At 64.0% G+C, this 18,319-nt stretch carries 18 protein-coding genes; 9 read left to right on the top strand and 9 right to left on the bottom strand.

Features of this window, described 5'->3' with window-relative positions:
• The first annotated feature begins 1 nt into the window (after position 1).
• From QN084_RS23175 to QN084_RS23195, 5 genes are read left to right on the top strand one after another with little or no spacing between them, the layout of a single operon-like run.
• Positions 2–1,291, top strand: a complete 1,290-nt coding sequence (locus tag QN084_RS23175; RefSeq protein ID WP_036300576.1) for a ParA family protein — start codon at positions 2–4, stop codon at positions 1,289–1,291.
• A 13-nt stretch (positions 1,292–1,304) separates the two neighbouring features.
• On the top strand, positions 1,305–3,119 hold the full coding sequence (locus QN084_RS23180; protein ID WP_069696854.1) for a type IV secretory system conjugative DNA transfer family protein: 1,815 nt from the start codon (positions 1,305–1,307) through the stop codon (positions 3,117–3,119).
• Positions 3,116–3,511: an HNH endonuclease signature motif containing protein gene (locus QN084_RS23185; protein ID WP_036300578.1), complete on the top strand. Its 396-nt coding sequence runs from the start codon at positions 3,116–3,118 to the stop codon at positions 3,509–3,511. Before QN084_RS23180 ends, QN084_RS23185 begins: the two co-directional genes overlap by 4 nt.
• On the top strand, positions 3,508–3,996 hold the full coding sequence (locus QN084_RS23190) for a hypothetical protein (protein ID WP_285751922.1): 489 nt from the start codon (positions 3,508–3,510) through the stop codon (positions 3,994–3,996). The genes QN084_RS23185 and QN084_RS23190 overlap by 4 nt, the downstream gene beginning before the upstream one ends.
• A 39-nt stretch (positions 3,997–4,035) precedes the next feature.
• Positions 4,036–4,482, top strand: a complete 447-nt coding sequence (locus QN084_RS23195; RefSeq protein ID WP_069696852.1) for a single-stranded DNA-binding protein — start codon at positions 4,036–4,038, stop codon at positions 4,480–4,482.
• Between the two features lie 309 nt (positions 4,483–4,791).
• Here the strand turns inward: QN084_RS23195 and lpdA are convergent, their stop codons facing one another.
• The 6 genes from lpdA to QN084_RS23225 form a co-directional block, all read right to left on the bottom strand.
• Positions 4,792–6,189 carry a dihydrolipoyl dehydrogenase gene (gene lpdA / locus QN084_RS23200; RefSeq protein ID WP_056216905.1) on the bottom strand — a complete coding sequence of 466 codons (1,398 nt, stop codon included), beginning with the start codon at positions 6,187–6,189 and terminating at the stop codon, positions 4,792–4,794.
• 64 nt (positions 6,190–6,253) lie between these two features.
• Positions 6,254–6,958, bottom strand: a complete 705-nt coding sequence (locus QN084_RS23205; protein ID WP_036300211.1) for an SDR family NAD(P)-dependent oxidoreductase — start codon at positions 6,956–6,958, stop codon at positions 6,254–6,256.
• 69 nt (positions 6,959–7,027) lie between these two features.
• Entirely contained in the window at positions 7,028–7,891 is an 864-nt protein-coding gene (locus QN084_RS23210) for an NAD(P)-dependent oxidoreductase (protein WP_036300214.1), read from the bottom strand.
• Positions 7,888–9,270, bottom strand: coding sequence for a M24 family metallopeptidase (locus QN084_RS23215; RefSeq protein WP_036300216.1), 1,383 nt, complete (start codon positions 9,268–9,270; stop codon positions 7,888–7,890). The genes QN084_RS23210 and QN084_RS23215 overlap by 4 nt, the downstream gene beginning before the upstream one ends.
• Positions 9,270–9,656 carry a RidA family protein gene (locus QN084_RS23220; protein WP_051513789.1) on the bottom strand — a complete coding sequence of 129 codons (387 nt, stop codon included), beginning with the start codon at positions 9,654–9,656 and terminating at the stop codon, positions 9,270–9,272. The genes QN084_RS23215 and QN084_RS23220 overlap by 1 nt, the downstream gene beginning before the upstream one ends.
• A gap of 125 nt (positions 9,657–9,781) precedes the next feature.
• A complete protein-coding gene (locus QN084_RS23225) occupies positions 9,782–10,474 on the bottom strand; it encodes a helix-turn-helix domain-containing protein (protein ID WP_051513791.1) in 693 nt (230 codons plus the stop codon).
• A gap of 244 nt (positions 10,475–10,718) precedes the next feature.
• Here QN084_RS23225 and QN084_RS23230 point away from each other — a divergent pair, with 244 nt between their 5' ends.
• A complete protein-coding gene (locus QN084_RS23230; RefSeq protein ID WP_069696851.1) occupies positions 10,719–11,402 on the top strand; it encodes an enoyl-CoA hydratase/isomerase family protein in 684 nt (227 codons plus the stop codon).
• A 73-nt stretch (positions 11,403–11,475) separates the two neighbouring features.
• Here QN084_RS23230 and QN084_RS23235 read toward each other — a convergent pair whose 3' ends face one another.
• The gene (locus QN084_RS23235; protein ID WP_036299413.1) at positions 11,476–12,060 is read right to left on the bottom strand and encodes a flavin reductase SulR; all 585 of its coding nucleotides are present in this window, start codon (positions 12,058–12,060) and stop codon (positions 11,476–11,478) included.
• Positions 12,061–13,177: 1,117 nt separating this feature from the next.
• Between QN084_RS23235 and QN084_RS24215 the strand changes: the two genes are divergently transcribed.
• Positions 13,178–13,504 (top strand): hypothetical protein, encoded by a 327-nt coding sequence (locus QN084_RS24215; protein WP_036299416.1) that lies wholly within the window; start codon positions 13,178–13,180, stop codon positions 13,502–13,504.
• 323 nt (positions 13,505–13,827) lie between these two features.
• Here QN084_RS24215 and QN084_RS23245 read toward each other — a convergent pair whose 3' ends face one another.
• On the bottom strand, positions 13,828–15,027 hold the full coding sequence (locus QN084_RS23245; protein ID WP_036299419.1) for an acyl-CoA dehydrogenase family protein: 1,200 nt from the start codon (positions 15,025–15,027) through the stop codon (positions 13,828–13,830).
• A gap of 258 nt (positions 15,028–15,285) precedes the next feature.
• Between QN084_RS23245 and QN084_RS23250 the strand changes: the two genes are divergently transcribed.
• On the top strand, positions 15,286–15,423 hold the full coding sequence (locus QN084_RS23250; RefSeq protein WP_168529733.1) for a hypothetical protein: 138 nt from the start codon (positions 15,286–15,288) through the stop codon (positions 15,421–15,423).
• Between the two features lie 332 nt (positions 15,424–15,755).
• On the opposite strand, the gene QN084_RS23255 is transcribed toward QN084_RS23250, so the two are convergent.
• A complete protein-coding gene (locus QN084_RS23255) occupies positions 15,756–16,877 on the bottom strand; it encodes an acyl-CoA dehydrogenase family protein (RefSeq protein ID WP_083261919.1) in 1,122 nt (373 codons plus the stop codon).
• Positions 16,878–17,544: 667 nt separating this feature from the next.
• Between QN084_RS23255 and QN084_RS23260 the strand changes: the two genes are divergently transcribed.
• A complete protein-coding gene (locus QN084_RS23260; RefSeq protein ID WP_001389365.1) occupies positions 17,545–18,309 on the top strand; it encodes an IS6-like element IS6100 family transposase in 765 nt (254 codons plus the stop codon).
• Positions 18,310–18,319 lie beyond the last annotated feature (10 nt).

The raw sequence follows: 18,319 nt of genomic DNA on the forward strand, positions 1-18,319 counted from the left end.
CATGAGCACCGTCACCCACCCCCGCACCTACGCGACCGTGACCGGCCCCCACGCCACCTTCGTCACGCTCGACGGGCACACCGAACCGATCACCGCCACCGGGGGCGAAGACATCCGGCACACGATCCTGCGCCGCGCCACCGACGAGGCCCGCCGCACCGGAACCCCGGTCGAACTGGTCACCTCCGGCGACCGCGGCGACCACCACCTCCTCATCGGCACCGATGGGGCCCTCACCCCGGTCACCCCTGTCACCACCGCATCCGACTCCACGAGCAGTTCCGACGACGCCCACAACAGGGGGCAGGGAAAGGAGGTGAGGGAACAGACTCCACGGCCGGATGGCCTCCGCGCAGGACCGCTGCCGGCTGTGGAGTCCCCCACACGCCCCACCTTCCTCACCTCCACCATCGACACTCCCGCCGCTTCTGCCTGGTGGCGGGGCGCGCTCGCCCGCCTCGGAATCACCGTGCGCCCCTCGGCGGCACAGCGCGAGCGGGCCGCGTGGACGGCGACCGTATCGCGGCAGTGGGCGGGATGCCGCACGATCGCCGTCGCGAACGGCAAAGGCGGCGTCGGTAAGACGATGACGTGCGCGATGCTCGCCGCCGTCTACGCAAGGGAAGGCAGCGGGCAGGTCCTCGCCTGGGACAACAACGACACCCGCGGCACCCTCGGCTGGCGCACCGAACAAGGCCTCTACGACACCACCCTCCGCGACCTACTCCCCGCCGCCCCCACCCTCCTCAGCCCGTCCGCAGGAGTGTCCGACATCACCCGGTTCGTGCACCACCAGGCCACCGACCGGTACGACGTCCTCCGCTCCAACCCCGAACTCCTCGCCACCGATCAACGCATCCAAGCGGCCGAGTTCGACCTGCTGATGCAGGTCGCCGCCCGCTACTACCGGCTCGTGATCTTCGACTCCGGCAACGATGAATCCGCCGAACGGTGGCTGCGGATGATCGACTCCTCCTACCAACTCGTGATCCCCACCCTCGCAACCCCCGAGTCCGCCGAATCCGCCGCCCTCCTCCTGGACGCGCTCCATGGGCGTGACGAGCGTTCCGCGGCACTGGCCGCGAATGCCGTCGTCATCGTCACCCAATCCGAACCTGCTCTGACCGTGGCCCGTCGCATCGCGGACGGGTTCGCCCCGCACGTCCGCGCCGTCCAGATCGTCCCGTTCGATCCCGCCCTCAAAGCCGGGCAGCTCCGCTTCGACGCCCTACACCGGCGCACCCGGGACGCCTGGCTGGGTGCCGCCGCGGCGGCAGCCGAGGCACTCTGAAAGAGAGTCGGTCATGTCGCAGGGTGTGCTGGGGAAGACGGTCGCGATCACCATCGCCGGCGGGGTCATCCTGGCGGTCGCGTTCGGCTTCCTCGCTGAGGCGATCACCGGGCTTGTCTGCGGCACCCGCCCCACACCGGACAGCCTGTTCGCTGGCCTCGGGCTTGCGATCACCGGCAACCCGGCCGGGTACGCAATCCCGGCCGGGTGCGCGATGCCGGTGGGGTGGATTCGCGTCGCCGACGTGGCCGCGGTCCTACTGGTCGCCGGGCTCGCCGTGTGGCTGGTGAGGGCGGTGCGCCGGTACCGGGAATCGGACCGGGCATTCATCGCGGACCTCCGCACCCGTCCCGGATTCGCCAGCACCTCCGAAATCCGCGACCACCTCTCCGCCCGCGCCGTCCTGCGCCGCGCCCAGCAACTCCGCCCCGACCTGGCCCGACCCACGCCCACCGACGTCGGGTGGCGGGTCGGGCGCGCCCGCGGCCAAGACGTATACGTCTCCATCGAAGACTCCGTCGCCCTCGAGGGGCCGCCCCGGTCCGGGAAGGGGTATCGGGTGTTGATCTCGGCGATCGTGGACTGGTCAGGACCACTGATCACCACATCGACCACAAACGACAACCTCACCGCGACGATGCGGATGCGGCAGGCGCGCGGAAACGTGCACGTGTTCGACCCGCAAGGGCTCTCCGGCATCCGTCACCCGCTCCGGGTCTCCCCGATCGTCGGCTGCGAGAACCCCCTGGTAGCGATGCAACGCGGGACCGCGATCATCACCGGCACCGCCCTGGGCGCCTCGACCACAAACGGGGAATGGGCCCAAGCCTCCGGTGTCGTCCTAGGCCGGCTGCTGCACGCCGCCGCCGTCGGCGGGAAGTCGATCGCGGAACTCTACGACTGGGGCACCAGCCCCGCCCAAACGCGAGACGCGGTCGACATCCTCAAAGCCGACGGCACACCCGGGTGGGGAGACAGCCTCGACGCCACCATCAGCGGGGACGAAAAACTCGTCTCCTCCATCTGGTTCGGCGTGCACGGCGCCGTCGCCCCGCTCGCCGTCCCGCAGATCCGCGACACCCTGCTCCCACACCCCGGCGACCCGACGTTCGACCCGCGCGAATTCCTCAACGCCGCGAACACCCTGTACTTGATCGGGTCCTCGTCGGGGGCATCGGCGATGGGCGGATGGCTCAGCGCTCTCCTGGATGACATCGTCGAAGTCGCCCGCACCACGGCGCTCGCCTCCCCCGGCTCCCGCCTGACCCACCCGCTCGGACTCATCCTCGACGAGATCGCGAACATGTTCCGATGGGGGAACCTGCCCCGCATCATGGCCGACGGCGGCGGCCGCGGAATCTGCACCTTCATCGTCCTGCAGGCTCTCTCCCAAGCCGAGACATCCTGGTCCCGGGCGGAGGCCGACACGATCTGGGCCGCCGCGACCGCGAAAGTGCTCCTCGGCGGGGCCAGCCACGTGAACCACCTCCGCGACATCGAATCCCTGCTCGGCACCCGCGACACCCAGCGCACGCTACGGTCCTGGACGACACGGGATGCCGGGCATTCCACCAACGAGCACCACGAACGCCGCCCCCTGATGTCGGTGGATGAGATCCGGCGTCTCCCGCCCAGCACCGGGCTGCTCGCCTACCGCAACCGGCGCAGCGTGCTGCTGGAACTCACCGGGTGGGACGAACGCCGCGACGCCGCCACCATCCAAACCGGCAAACACCAGACCGAGCAAGAGCAACGCGACGTGTTCGAGACACGACGCCCGTCCGCCCCCTCCCGGGCGGATGCAACGGAGGCGGTGATCGACGAATGAGCAACCACCGCAAACCCCCGATCATGAACCTGTACCGGTCCGGGTTCCTCCGCTCCCCGGCCTGGTTCGCCCGCCGGGACCGCTGGTTCACCCAACAGGCAGCGCTCGGGTGGCCACTGGTCTGCGCGGCCTGCGGTCGTCCCGCGTCGAAAAGGCAGCTGCAGTTGCACCACCTTGACTACACCGGGGTGACGATCATCCAGGGGCGGTACAAGGCGCTCGAGGCGCATGAGGACCTCATCCCGTTGCACGCGTACTGCCATGACCTGCTGCACCGCCTCATCGACCGCGACGTGGTCCTCTCCCGCAACCGCACCCGCCGAGACGCCACCCGCCTCGCCCTGGAACGCCTCCGCCCCGCTCTGCAATCCCCTGACGGGAGCCCGTCATGAATGACTACGAAGACCCCATCGATCTGGACGATGCGATCGCCGCGGACCTATCCGAGCTCGAACCCGACATCCGTTACGCCGGCTCCGCCCCGATCGGCGGGCACGTCGTGGACTGGCGCACCCTGACCGATCGGGATGCCCGCACTGAATGGCAGGCGTTGCGGGCGTGGGTGGAATGGTTCACGGTTCGGTATCGGATCTCCGAGTCCGTGGTTCCGCCGTGCTGGTACCAGCACGGGCATCTCGTCGAGGAACTCTCCGCCCTGCACGCCGCGCACACGGCCGCGCACACGGCCGCGTTCGACCGGTCCGATACCGGGTTCGGGCCGATCGGGTTCCACGAACGCCTCAGCCTCGCCATCCCCCGACTATCCCGCGCGTACTTCGGAGGATGCGCACGCGGACACGACCCCGCAAAACCCCGCTCCTGGAACACGAACGAGCAGGAATGGGACGCGTGGACCTGCCAGGCCCACGCCCACTGAGACCCCACCCGGGCGTCTCACCAATGAAAGGAAGCAGAGATGACCACCAAGATCCCGGTCACCATCGAGGGGAACCTCACCGGCGACCCCGAACACGGCACCGGCGAATCAGGCAACGAGTATGCCCGCTTCACCGTCGCGGTCAACGACCGGCGCCTCAACGAGACCACGAACCGGTGGGAAGACGCCGGCACCGTGTTCCATCGGGTCGTCGCGTTCAACCAACAGTCCCGGCATATCGCCGACTCGCTCCGCAAAGGCGACAGCGTGATCGTCGCCGGGGACCTGCGGTTCGGGACCTACACCGACAAGGAAACCGGGCAGACCCGCGAAACCCGCGACATCGTCGCGGACAACGTCGGCGCGTCCCTCAAGTTCTCCAGCGTCGAGGTGGACCGCACCCCAAAAGCTGAAAGGCCCGCAGCAGACGCTACGGGCCCGACAGCAGTACCGGCCTCGTACGCCGGCACCGGAGTGATCCGCTGACCTGAACCAACAGGAGCGGGGTGAGAGTCACTGTACTCTCGCCCCGCTCCGCTGCATATCCAACGCTCCCAGCCGTACGCGTGATGTAGATGCCACCCCGACTCGGTCTTGAAGACGTCAAAGACAAGACCTCCCCGACGCAGTCGGCTGCCTGGGGGGCCACCCACACAGCCCGTTGCCGTGCCTCAAGCGGCGGACCAGATTGACTCCCGCAAGCGCATCGGAGTGTCCATCACGCGCCACCCCCCGCGCCCGCATAGAACGTGCGCTCAGGGATGTCATGCTTTGGCGATGGCTGCCACTCTTCGGTCACATGTTGATCATGTGGCCGGCGAGGCCGTGGAAGGCTTCCTGCACGGCTTCGGACAGCGTCGGGTGCGTGTGCACGTTGCGGGCCGCTTCGAGGGCCGTGAGGTCCCACTTCTGCGCGAGCGTGAGCTCGGGGAGCAGCTCGGAGACGTCGGGGCCGATCAGGTGGCCACCGAGCAGCTCGAGGTGCTCGCCGTCGGCGATGAGCTTGACGAAGCCGATGGGCTCGCCGAGGCCGTTCGCCTTGCCGTTCGCGCTGAACGGGAACTTCGCGACCTTGACGTCGTAGCCGGCGTCGCGCGCCTGCTGCTCGGTGAGTCCGAACGAGGCGACCTGCGGCGAGCAGAACGTCGCGCGGGGCATCATCCGGTAGTCGCCCAGCGTCTGGGTCTCGGCCTTGCCGATGGTCTCGGCGGCCACGACGCCCTGCGCCTCGGCCACGTGGGCGAGCTGCAGCTTGGCCGTGACGTCGCCGATGGCGTAGATGCCGGGGACGTTGGTGCGCATGTAGTCGTCGATGTCGATCGCACCGCGGTCGGTGAGCTTCACGCCGGTGTTCTCCAGGCCGAAGCCCTCGACGTTCGCGGCGAAGCCGATCGACATGAGCACCTTGTCGGCCTCGATCGACGCGGGCGCGCCGTCCTTGGGCGTGTAGGTGACGGTGACCTTGTCGCCCGAGTCCACGACGGTCTCGACCTTGGTGGAGGTGAGGATGTCGACGCCGTACTTCTTGTACTGGCGCGCGATCTCCTTGGAGACGTCGACATCCTCGTTCGGGAGCGCCCGGTCGAGGAACTCGATGATCGTGACCTTGACGCCGTAGTTGACCATGACGAAGGCGAACTCCATGCCGATCGCGCCGGCACCGACGATGACGATCGAGCGCGGCAGCTCGCGCGTGAGGATCTGCTCCTCGTACGTCACGACGTTGTCGCTCAGCGTGACGCCGGGAAGCAGGCGCACCTTGGAGCCGGTCGAGATGATCGCGTTGTCGAAGGTGAGCTGCTCGGTGGAGCCGTCGGCCTTCGCGACGGTGATCGTGTGCGCGTCCACGAACGAACCGCGACCCTCGTACTCGGTCACCTTGTTCTTCTTCATGAGGAAGTGGATGCCCTTGACATGCGTCTCGGCCACCGTGCGGCTGCGGTCCCACGCGGTGCCGAAGTCGAACGTCACGTCACCGGAGATGCCGAACAGCTCGGCCTGGTGGTGGAAGACGTGGGCCAGGTCGGCGTTGCGCAGGAGCGCCTTCGAGGGGATGCACCCGACGTTCAGGCACACACCGCCCCAGTACTTCTCCTCGATGATGGCGACCGAGAGGCCGAGCTGAGCGCTGCGGACGGCTGCGACGTACCCGCCGGGGCCCGCGCCGAGAATGACGACATCGTAATGAGGCATGACCCGTGATTTGCTTCTTTCGACTCTCGAATAGGTTCGTCCTGCCCTGAACAACGGGGGCATGTTAGCCGATGCGCCAGCCACGGTCGACGTTAAGGCTGTGCGCGGAGACACCCCGGTTGAACAGGAGGAACTTCACGGCGTCGATGACGTCGTGAAGTTCTGCGAGCTTCCCACCGGGGGTCCGGCTTTCGTATGCTGCAACCGCTTCAGGTCGCGAAGCCCAGAAGGGGCTGTCGCCGATTATCCCCGGATGGAGAGCGTTGACCCGGATGGGTGCAAGCTCATGCGCCAAGGTGTTCATTAGCCCATCGATGCCGCCATTGACCGTGGACACTGTGGTGGATCCCGGGTACGGTGCGTCCTTGGCGCGGCCCCCAAACAGGACGATACCGGAGTCCACTGACGGCTCGATGCGGTCAACGAGTGTGTGGACGGTTTCGGCGTAGCCAATCAGTTTAAGGGTGATGAGTCTCCTCGCACGAGCGAGGTTGTAGTCACGGATGGTATTCGCATCGCGCTCGATCGCGCTGAGCACGATTCCATTAAGGCGGCCGATGCCGTCCAGTTGCGCAGCGATGCCTTCCGGCTCGGACAGGTCCAGGGCGATTCCGTGCGCCAAGGGGCCGAGCTCGGCCGCGACAGATTCAGCTGTCTGTCTACTTCGGCTGGTCACGATGACACGGTCACCGCTGGCCACGAGGTCCTTTGCTAGTTCCAGCCCAATCCCGCTCGAACTCCCAGCAATGAGCACCGTACGATCAGTCACGATCTCTCCTTTGATTGGACGACTGCTCCCTGACATCCGGGAGCATCCCTCTGCAATTCGGGTAACGCATCACAGTAGGTTTCGTCTCGTGACTTCTGCGATAGCGCCCCAGTCGGATGTCGCGAGCTCAGGATCGGCTAGGGCTCGTTCGAAGACCGAGAACAGGGCGGGCATCGTGGCGGGCTTCACGCCGCCGGCCTCGGCGAGGTCTCGAGCCAGGCCGAGGTCTTTGTACCCGAGCGCCATCGAAAAGGCCGGCGGCGTGTGTCTGTGCGCGGCGATCTCTCGCCCGTACTCTGTGTAGGCCACGCCGGCGAAGAGGCTGCTAGTGAGCAACTCGACGAACACTGAGGGATCGACGCCGCGCCTTTCGACCATCGTGACCGATTCGCCTAGAGCCTGCAACACGTGGATGAGGTTGTAATTGACCGCGACCTTGACCGCATTCGCGTCGGAGGGGACTTGCCCGATCCGCCAGACTCGTTTGCCTATCTGATTCAGATGAGGCAACACCGCGTCGATGTGGTCGCTGGCACCCGCGGCGAGCAGGTGCAGCTGCCCTGCGGCTGCCGCGGACGGGCGACCGAGAACGGGGCTGGACACATATCCCGCGCCGGCCGCGGCGAATCTTCCCGTGAGTTGGTCAGCCGCTGTCGGGCTGATCGAGGCCAGATTCACATGGATGCGGCCCGTTCTTGTCGTTCCATCGTTCAGAACCTCTTCTGCAGCCTGATCGTTGGCGAGCATGCTGAAGGATATATCTGCAGCGAGCGCCTCAGACGGCGTCGCCACCGGCACAGCACCGATGGCCACGAGATCTGCGAGGGGGCCGGGGGATCTGTTCCAGACCAACACACTGTTTCCTGCGGCGATGAGTCGAGCCGCGATCTTTGACCCCATCGCGCCGACTCCGAGAAAACCGAGAGTCGTCACGACTGACCGCGTCCCCATGTCGTGTTCAGGTGCGACTGACTATCACGATTGGTGTTGAGTGGACCATCGATCGTGTAGTACTGACGGCCGGCGACGATGAGCTCCTCCGCAGGGAACTTGGTGATGACTTCGCATCCATCGGCGGTGACGACAAGCTCCTCCTCGATCCGCGCGGCTCCCCACCCATCCGCTGAAGGCCAGTAGGTCTCCAGCGCAAACACCATGCCCTCCTCGATCGTCTCTGGATGATCGAACGAGGTCAACCGTGAGAAGATTGGCTTCTCCCAGATCGACAGCCCTACGCCATGCCCGTACTGCAAGGCGAAGGCTTCCATCTCGTTGGCGAAGCCGAACTCCTGTGCCTCGGGCCACACTGCCACGATGTCGGCCGTCGTCGCCCCTGGCTTCACGAGGGCGATCGCGCGGTCCATATACTCCCGAGCACGTGTGTAGGCGTCGCGCTGCTTGCTTGAGGCGGAGCCCACAGCGAATGTGCGGTAGTAACACGTGCGGTAGCCGTTCCAACTGTGCAGGATGTCGAAGAACGCCGGGTCGCCGGGCCTGATGAGCCTGTCCGAGAAGACGTGCGGATGCGGCGAGCAGCGCTCACCCGAGATTGCGTTGACTCCCTCGACGTACTCCGAGCCAAGGTCATAAAGCGTCTTTGCGACCACCCCGACGGCCTCGTTCTCCCTCACGCCAGGACGTAGGAACCGGTGTAGCTCCTCGTATGCGGCATCGACCATCGATGCAGCCTGGGTGAGCAAGCGAATCTCGTCGGGTGTTTTGATGCGCCGCGCCTCCATGAACACCTGCTGGCCGTCGACGACCTCGATGCCCTCCTTCTGCAGGGCGATCAGCACAGGAAGCTCGATCACGTCGACCCCGAGGGGCGCGTGGGCGAGTCCGAACTTCTCGAGTTCGCGCTTGATCTTCTTTGCCAGATCGGTCGCCATCTCGGCGTCCGGCGGGAAGGCGCCTCGCAGCGTCGAAAGACCCGCTCGTGCGCCTGACTCCAGTCGTGGCCGCTTGGCGCCCTCGTGGGGCGCGTGTGGGTCCGCGTCCATTTCGGATGTCGTTACGTCCAACCAGGGGTTGTACAGTGCGTGGTGCTTGGCCGCCGAACCGAAGTCCCACACGATCGGATCGGTGTTACGGGTGAGTAGGGCGAACCGGATCAACTTGTCCATCGCCCACGTGCCGATATGCGTCGCGCTCATATAGCGGATGTTCGAGAAGTCGAAGGCCAAGACTGCGCCCAAATCGGATCGATTGAGTTGCTCCTTCAGCCTTCTTAAGCGCGCATCCCGTAGTCGCTCGAAGTCAACACGCGCTTCCCAGTCGACCGCATTGGTTCCTGTTGTTCCGGTGTTCTTCATCAGATTGCAGCGATCGCGTCAATCTCGATGGAGGCGCCCTTGAAGAGCGAGTACACCCCGATCACGGTGCTCGCAGACGGCTCGTCGACTCTGACAACCCGGTCGCGCGTGTCCCGCCAGATCCCCAGCTTCTCCTGATCCAGTTCGGTGATGTAGACATTGACGCGGACGAGGTCATCGAATGACGCACCGCCCGCCTTGAGAGCGCGTTCGAGCTCAAGGTAGGTGAGTTCGATCGCGCGCGCGAAGTCCGCGGGCACCGAGCCGTCCTCTTCGAAGCCCACCGCGCCCGATACGAATAGCAAGTCCCCGGCGCTGACCTTGACACTGTCGGCGATACCCGGGATGACGGGCGCTGGATTGTGAGTGATTCGTCCGTTGGCCATGTCCACTCCTCAGAAGGTGAGAGGGAGGACCGTCCGCCGCGTCGACGTACTCGATAGCTCCCTAGATCTGTTCAGTCAGAACGATCATACATGGATCCAATTGTGAAGTGGTACTCAAATCCCCCTCAGGCCCGCGGTGGGATTATCGTGTCGTCCTGGCGCAGAACCTGACGCACGGATTGCAGTCGATTGATGTGCGCGGGTGCCGGCTGCCCGTCGAACTGTAGAGGACTCTCGCCCAGCGGCCCTGTCACGAACCAGATCCCACGAGCCGCCCGGTCCGTGTCGTTGCGGTACAGGTGCGGACGGTGCGAGTCGAAGCATATTGAGTCACCCACATGCAATGTGAACGAGTCGAAATCGAGGAGGAGCGTCAACTCACCCTCTATCAGATACCCGTACTCGGTCCCAGAATGTCGCATGAGCTTGCCTTCGGCTGAACTGGATGCACCCGGCTCATACGTCATAATCAGCGGATCGACCCCACGGTGCCCGGCATTCGCGAGTCGCTCCCAGGTGACACCGTTTTCCATCTCGATGGTGGGATTCGCCTCTGCGCGTTGTACTCCGAGGCGCTGAATCTCCCGCAGCGCAGCGGTCGGCGCGGCATCCGACGGGACGATCCCCAGCAGCTCGTCCAGGGATACGTTGAGGTGCGACACAAGTGCGTACAGCGTCGTGACGGAAGGATGGATCTTCCCAGTTTCTACTTGCGAGAGCATGCTCGGGGAGACCCCTATCGCTGAGGCAACCGCACGCAGACTCAGCTTCTGCTCTTCACGTGTTGCGCGGAGTCGTCGGCCCAGTTGCTCCTTCATGTCTCCTCCTCCATCTCTGGTCGGTTCGATCACAGGTGCGGAAGACGGAAGGTATTGAGTGTCGCTTCCGGACTTCGGCGGTTCGGGCTGGTTGGCGGTGTCCACACTCCGAGAATAGCGTCCTGCTGTCGTAGAACTGTCCAGGCGTTCAGTGTTCCTTGACGCACCGAACGCCTTCTGCGAGGCTGGACGGGCTACTGGGCGCGTTGCGTGGCCCGGAGGAATCTCATCGAAGGAGAGACTAATGACTGACGATGTTCGCATTGCGACCGTGGAAATCGCGGGCCCCGGGCGGAATCTTCTCAATCCCGAGGTGCTCCAGAGCATCGAGGACCAACTAATCGCTGCGGCAAATGACGCGGCGGTGGCCGGCATCATACTGACCGGAGCCGGCGACGATGCGTTCTGCGGCGGCCTTGATGTGCCGGCGATCAAGGCCGGCGCTGATCCCGTTCCCTTTTACCAGGGCTTGATCCGCGTGCTCAAGCTGCTGCCGACCTTGCCGAAGCCCGTTGCCGCAGCCGTGAACGGAGACGCTCTGGCGGGCGGCGCAGGATTCGTTGCTGCCGTTGACTATGTCGTCTCCGTCCCGGACGCGAAGATCGGCTCTTACGAAGTCAGCGTCGGAGTATGGCCGATCGTCGCTCAAGTCGCCCTCATCAAGAGGCTTGGGGCCCGTGCTGCGATCGAGAACATCGCCAGCGGCGAGCCGTTCACGGCGGAACGCGCGCGGGAGGTCGGGTTGGTCAATGCGCTCGCACCTGCTGACAGGGTCATCCAGGCAACCGAGGACTGGCTTCGATTGGTCGCCCGCGGCGGTGCCACGGTTGCCGGCGGGCGCCCGTCTGTCTATCAGGTCGAAGAGATGGCCTATGGCGATGCACTGGACGCGGCGCTGCACAGCATCACTGCGGCCTACGCCAAGTAGCACACACGTTTCAGGCGGTGGACGAGCTTTCGTCCACCGCCTGAAACGTGGGTGCTACCGGTCAATCCTGATTTCAGATAATTGCTGAGCGCTCTCCGACCTGGTGCCAGCTTCGGTTCATGAAGACGAGTCCTTCGCGCTCCGGTTGCTGATCGAGTTCTGCCGCCGTGTAGTTCGACTCGATCGCCTGTGCGATCACGATGGTCGATCCGCTCGCCTCCAGCCGATTCACCACCCGCGCGCGGATCCACGTGCGAACCGCATCAAACACCACTTCCCCGGTTGGGAGGCGGGACCAGATGGTCGAGTCCGCGAATCGGTCGATTCCGCTCGTCGCGCCAAGTTTGGCGATCTCGATGCTGTCTGGGCCGATGAAGTGGACGACGACAGTATTGGCATCTTTCAGGATGCGCGCACTCGAGGACGACGATGACACGGAGAAGATTAGCAGCGGCGGATCGGCGCTCATAGAGGCGACCGATGTGGCCGTGAGGGCGACTGGGCCGGTTCCTGCGTCTGCCGTTACGACGGTCACGCCAGCAGGATGCCGACGGAAGATCGCCCGGAAATCGTCTGCGGAGAGCGTGTCCAGGACCAGAGCGCCACCCCCACTGCTCGACTCCTGCGCGTGCTTCGGGGTAGGGCTTTCTGACGTCATGACTTCTACCATCCTTGGTGTGTGTCCAGCCGGTTCTCGTATGTGCCATCGCAGCGAACACTTTATTGTGACTTCTCACATCCGGGCCTTGTGTCCAGCCAGCATTTCAAGACCGGCTCGTCGCAGCGACCTGTGTTTATTCTGACTTACTTTTTATCGGAAGTCCAGCCTTGTGCGCGGGGTTGAGTTTGACGAATCACCGAGTCAGGTCGCTGTGAGGGCCGTCCCTCCCGCTAGTCGCCGGACTGTTGATCTGACCGATCAGGATGGTGTCGGCGACGATTACTCGGGGCTTGTCGACGCGAGTCCGGTTGGGGCCGGCTGTCTACGCAGGGGCGGTCCCGTCACGAACCGCGGTGCCCAGATCATCGGCGTCCACACGGGAGAACCTGGGTGTCCCTTAGCGTCGGGCGACGACGTGAAACGGGGCGCCCCATGACTCTCCGCCCGATAGCGAGCGCCTCTGCCCTGCGGGTGACGATGCGTCATAGACACCACGAAGACCTACCAGCCGGGGCCGCTCCCGCGAACAGGACACACTCGATGTCGTCTTGGCTGCGCCCGACCGCCTCGAGGCAGTCAACCCCACACGCGAAGCAATTGCGTTCGCCGCCGCATGGAAGCACCCGAAGCCAGGAGAGTCGGAAGCCGTTTCTGCGCCAGGCCGTCCCCGCGCGCCCGCAAGGCTGGATCAGCTGGAACGATCGCCGACCGCTTGCGCGAAGCGCGTTAGCGCCACTCCCACCACACAGTGGGAAGTGCCTCGAGCGCCGCGACGGCCTCGTACGACCAGGAGCCGGCAAGGTCGAGCGTGGCGCCGGTCGCTTCGTGCTCGCGCAGTTCGAGGAGTTCAGCGTCGAGAATCGAGGGATCTTCACCCCGGCGACGCGCTCGATCCCTCGTCGATCCGCGCGAGCAGGGAGACGGGTGCTGCATCCGTCCGCTATCCGAGCAGGAGGTAGGACATCGTCATCGCACCAGTTCGCTATCCGGTGCCCGGCATCTTGCCAGGCTCGTCCGGGTCGGACGAGAGGTCAATGGCATCTACCTCAAGGTACTCACCGACAAGACTGGTTCGCTCATCGCCGCGGCTGCGCAATCGGGTCTGATTTTCGCGATGGGCCCGGCAGAGCTCGAGCGGCCGGTCGTCGTGTTTGGGGAGAAGGACGGGGTCGCGTTCCAGCTGCTCGACGGCTCGAAAACATGGTCGTGGACGCGAATTCATCGCTCGCCCTGCCGAGCGATGATCTGGTTCGCGCGAGAGAACAGCGAGTCGCCGGTGAGGATCGCGACGTTGTTGGCCCTCGCGCGCGTCGACCGCCTCGTCAAAGAGGTGGGCGTCACCGACCGAATTGCCGACGCCGCGAGCCGCTACCTCTATGAAGCCGTCGGCAAGCGGGTGCGGCCGGCGTTGGCGCTCATCACCGCAGCTGGACGATGTTGAGTATCGATGTCATCGAGGACGCGACAGCACTCGAGATGATGCACCTCGGTTCGCTGTACCACCACGATGTGAAGGATGCCCCTGACAAAATGCCGTGCGGTACCCAGTGCGCACGCAGTTTGGCCCGCCTTCACCAGCGATGCGAGTTCGCTGGATCGCTATGCGGTGAGTGTGCGGGCGAAGAGACCCCAGTCCGGCGAGGAGAAGCGATTACTGCTTTGGACGTCTCCCTTCTCGTTCGGCCATATGGATCCAAATGCCGATTGTTGGGGGAGGGGCTGGTTCGGGATCGAAGTGGCTCCCATCCCGAACCAGCCGGGGGCTCAAACCAGAGGCGTAACGGAATCCCCATCTTCGCGGCCGAGAAGGGCCTTCCCGTAAAGCTCGTAACCGAGCGCCGGAAGAACGAACGCGTGCCGTGACGCGACTGCCTGGTCACGCCAAAGGCGCTGCAACGGGTTCACTTCCGCGAAAGCTCCCGACCCGTGCGCGGTGAGCAACATCTCAATGGCGCGAGCGGTGTGCTCGACGATCCAGCCCACGTACGCACGATTTCGAGCTCGGGTCAAGTAGTCCGGATAGACGCCCTGAGCAGCGGGGATGTCGATCTCGTCAGTGGCGCGGTGGGCGAACCCTTCCGCAGCTTCCAGCAGCAGCGCGGCCTTGGCGATGTCGAGTTGGAATGCGATCGAGTCACTCTGTCGCTCGAAGCTTGTGTATGCGATGGCTTTCGAGTCTGCCTTCGAGATCACCCTCTCTAGCACGGCACGGCCCATGCCGAGCTGCGGGCCGACGAGAATGATGTTCAGCACGGGAATCCACCCCGCCCGGTAGACCGCGGGAGTGTCCTCGGTCGTGCCAGGGTAGGTGCCTCGCAAGGCAGGTTCCCCACGCATCACACGGTGATCGGGAACGAAAACGTCAGTCGCGCTGAGCGCGTTGCTTCCGCTCGAACGCATGCCGGCCACATGCCAGATGTCCTTGAAGCCGAGATCCGAGCGCGGGATCAGCAGTTGCGCGGTGTCAACGAAGTCACCATTCTCGTCGACGAGCTCGGCCCCGAGAATCGCCCACTGCGTGTGCCACGATGCCGAGTTGTAGCTCCACTCCCCGCTGACGAGGTACCCACCATCAACGCGCTGGGTCTTACCGTTTGTGGCTAGGACCACGGAGACCTTTGCGTTGCGATCCTCACCCCACACATCATCCTGCGCCTTCTCGGGATAAAGCGCGGTCAGCCAGTTCGCGATGTTGGTGAGCGCGACGACCCAGGCAGTCCCGCCGTCGCCCTTGCCGACGGCTGCGCCCACGTCGACCTGCGCACGAGAATCACCTTCATATCCTCCATACTTGGCTGGCTGCGTCACCCGGAAGGCTCCGATTGCCTCGAGGGCATCGATCGACTCCTGCGACACGCGTCGTTCTGCTTCGCCTTGCGCTGCGTTCTTCTCAATCAGCGGGCGGATCTCATCGATCCTCTCCAGGAGGGCGGAGATGTCAGGGGGCAAACTGCTATCGACCATGGAACGGTCTTCCTTTCGCTCTGAAATGGTTAGTGAAGTCTTCTGTAGCTCACTGCAGTGGAACACCGTTCAGCTCGCACCGGGTTCGGACAGGGTCTCGGTTCGCCCTCCCGCGATCTACTGGATATCCGAGGAGGATCGGGGCAGCGTTGTCGGCGCATCGACGCCTCCTTCCTCAACCCTGAGGTCAGGTTCAGCGCACGGATGCACTTTAGTCCTACCTGACGTTTTCACAGCCTGTGTAGTCACAATAAACGAGTGCAAGTTCCGAAAGCAACACTCGGCTTTACAGCCCGCCCCGTTCATGGGTCAGTCGCCGCCGGTTCAAGGCAGCTCATCTCCGAGCTTCCCGAAGCGAGCGGCCTGGTGGTCCTCGCGCCGATCAACATCGCATAGTGGCCGTTAGTCTGGCGCGATTTCGGCAGCAGTTCACCAGGCCGGATCGCCTCGACTGACACCCCTGTGGAGTCACGCGGGTCGCTCTCTGAACCTGTACAGGAGCTTCGACCGCGAAGCCCTGCTGTTCAATCGGCACAAGTGACTGTCGTGACCATTCGAACAGGATGTGTGCTATGCATCGAGATGGAGTGATGACCAATTGCTGGCCCCTGCAATACCGGACCCTCGGTCTGACGCGTGGCCTACCGCTGAGAAACTCAATGGCTGAGGGCACGACCACCGCGTCGACGACCGAAGCGGCGTCCATGCCCTCAGCGGTTGAGCCTTCGCTAAATCGGCATGACGAACTCGTCGATGCCGAGCAGCGACTTCCCGTACGTTTCCTTCGAAACGCCCACGTTCACCATCGCATGACGGCTTGCCGTTTCCGAGTCCCTCCATACCTGCTGAAGTGGGTTCACCGAGGCAAAGGCGGCCGAACCGATAGCAGTGAGCATTTTATCGATGGACTCTCGACATAGCACCGCTATGGTCGCCGAATCCATCCGAATACGTGCGCGCGTTGCCCGATCGATTTGACCACGATTGGTTACCGCGGCGGCATCGATGTCATAACTAGCTCGCCGCCCAAGCATGCGTGCAGTGTCAATCGCGTTCGCAGCCTCGGCGACCGCAATCTGGTTCGTCGGCGCGTCGCTCCCCTTTGCATACTTTGTGTATGTGACGCCGCGCGTCGGAAGCTTTTCGAGAGCATAATCCAGAGCTGCCTGAGCAAGTCCGACTTGAGCCCCAACGAGCACTAGATCGAAGTTGGGGGTCGTAGGCGTGAGATATTCGAGCTCATCGGTGAACTCGGACGCGTAGTTTCCTTCGACTAGATTGTCATAGCTTTGAGTGCGGTAGTCCGGCGCGAAAACCTCTGTGCCGACGACTGTGTTGCTCCCAGAGCCACGCATTCCTGCGACATACCACGTGTCTTCAAGCGTGACCTCGTCCATCGGAACGAGAGTCATCATCCGTACCGGTGCGCCATCAATCTCGACGACGAACCCGAGATTCACCCATTGTGCGTGGAGGGACCCTGACGCGTACGGCCAACGGCCGCTGATTACATAGCCACCGTCAACCTTGCGCGCCGATGCGGTAGGGCCGGCAGCAGGATTCAATGCAGTGGTGATGCGTGCACGCGGATTCGCGCCCCAAATGTCGTCCTGGGCCTCGCGTGAGTAGGTGCCGACGCTCCAGGCGTTTGAGTTGAGCAACGCAAACGCCCAAGCTGTACCCCCATCTCCCCGTGCGATTTCGGCGGTGAGCTCGAACAGCGTTCGAAAATTGCTCTGGAATCCGCCATAGCGACGAGGAGTGCAGACCTGGAAGAGGTCAAGAAGGATTCCTTCCGACGCGGACTCCGCCGGCGAGACCTCGTGGGCCGTCCGTGTGAATTTAACCATCGACCGCCCCACAATTGCGCGACGAATCCACCACGCGCGGAGGGCGACCGAATCGAATTGCGAGGATCTGCGTATCGATCCCTCGGATGACCCGATTGGCCGATCATGCGGTGGTTTGAGCGCGAAGAGTCCATCGCCGACCTGTGCAAGACTGCCGTTTGTTGTGCGCGTCAGCACTGCTCAAGCCGGCGATTCCCGACGCTGCTCGCTCCTGAGCGATCAGTTCCGTGCGGCCAGGCGCCGGCCGGATCGGCCGTACAAACAGCCGGATCGCGTCTGCCGCGACAAGGCACACTCGTCGAGCGTGATCCGTAGGCATCTATATGGGCGCAGCATCATCGCCGACACCTCGAACCCTCTCCTCAGCACGGACACCGCACACGCCGCGGACTGAAGGGTGGCCGGCCAGTGAACGACGACGTCGACAACTACATGGCCCGAAACACCGTCGAACGAGGATGAACGAAGACGATAGGCGATGGCGCGAACCCGCGGCCGGTTACGACAAGCTCGCCCCCACTTGCCGCTGCGGGCGCTCTTCTCGGGCCCCATCGCTTTCTGGCTGAAGCGGTTAGGAGACGTGTCTCGATGCGGAATAGCTTGCAAGGCTCTGTTGCAAAAATCGTGAAGCTTGAGCATGCTTGGCGGAGATTGGACGGACGGAACGATGACGGATTTCAAGTGGCGCCATTTCCAGGGTGATGTGATCCTGTGGGCGGTGCGCTGGTATTGTCGCTATCCGATCAGCTATCGCGACCTTGAGGAAATGCTGGCGGAACGCGGCATTTCGGTCGACCATACGACGATCTATCGCTGGGTCCAGTGCTACGCCCCGGAGATGGAGAAGCGGCTGCGCTGGTTCTGGCGGCGTGGCTTTGATCCGAGCTGGCGCCTGGATGAAACCTACGTCAAGGTGCGGGGCAAGTGGACCTACCTGTACCGGGCAGTCGACAAGCGGGGCGACACGATCGATTTCTACCTGTCGCCGACCCGCAGCGCCAAGGCAGCGAAGCGGTTCCTGGGCAAGGCCCTGCGAGGCCTGAAGCACTGGGAAAAGCCTGCCACGCTCAATACCGACAAAGCGCCGAGCTATGGTGCAGCGATCACCGAATTGAAGCGCGAAGGAAAGCTGGACCGGGAGACGGCCCACCGGCAGGTGAAGTATCTCAATAACGTGATCGAGGCCGATCACGGAAAGCTCAAGATACTGATCAAGCCGGTGCGCGGTTTCAAATCGATCCCCACGGCCTATGCCACGATCAAGGGATTCGAAGTCATGCGAGCCCTGCGCAAAGGACAGGCTCGCCCCTGGTGCCTGCAGCCCGGCATCAGGGGCGAGGTGCGCCTTGTGGAGAGAGCTTTTGGCATTGGGCCCTCGGCGCTGACGGAGGCCATGGGCATGCTCAACCACCATTTCGCAGCAGCCGCCTGATCGGCGCAGA

Origin of the sequence: Paenarthrobacter sp. R1, from assembly GCF_030264015.1 — a bacterium.
In the GTDB taxonomy this organism is placed as follows: domain Bacteria; phylum Actinomycetota; class Actinomycetes; order Actinomycetales; family Micrococcaceae; genus Arthrobacter; species Arthrobacter ureafaciens.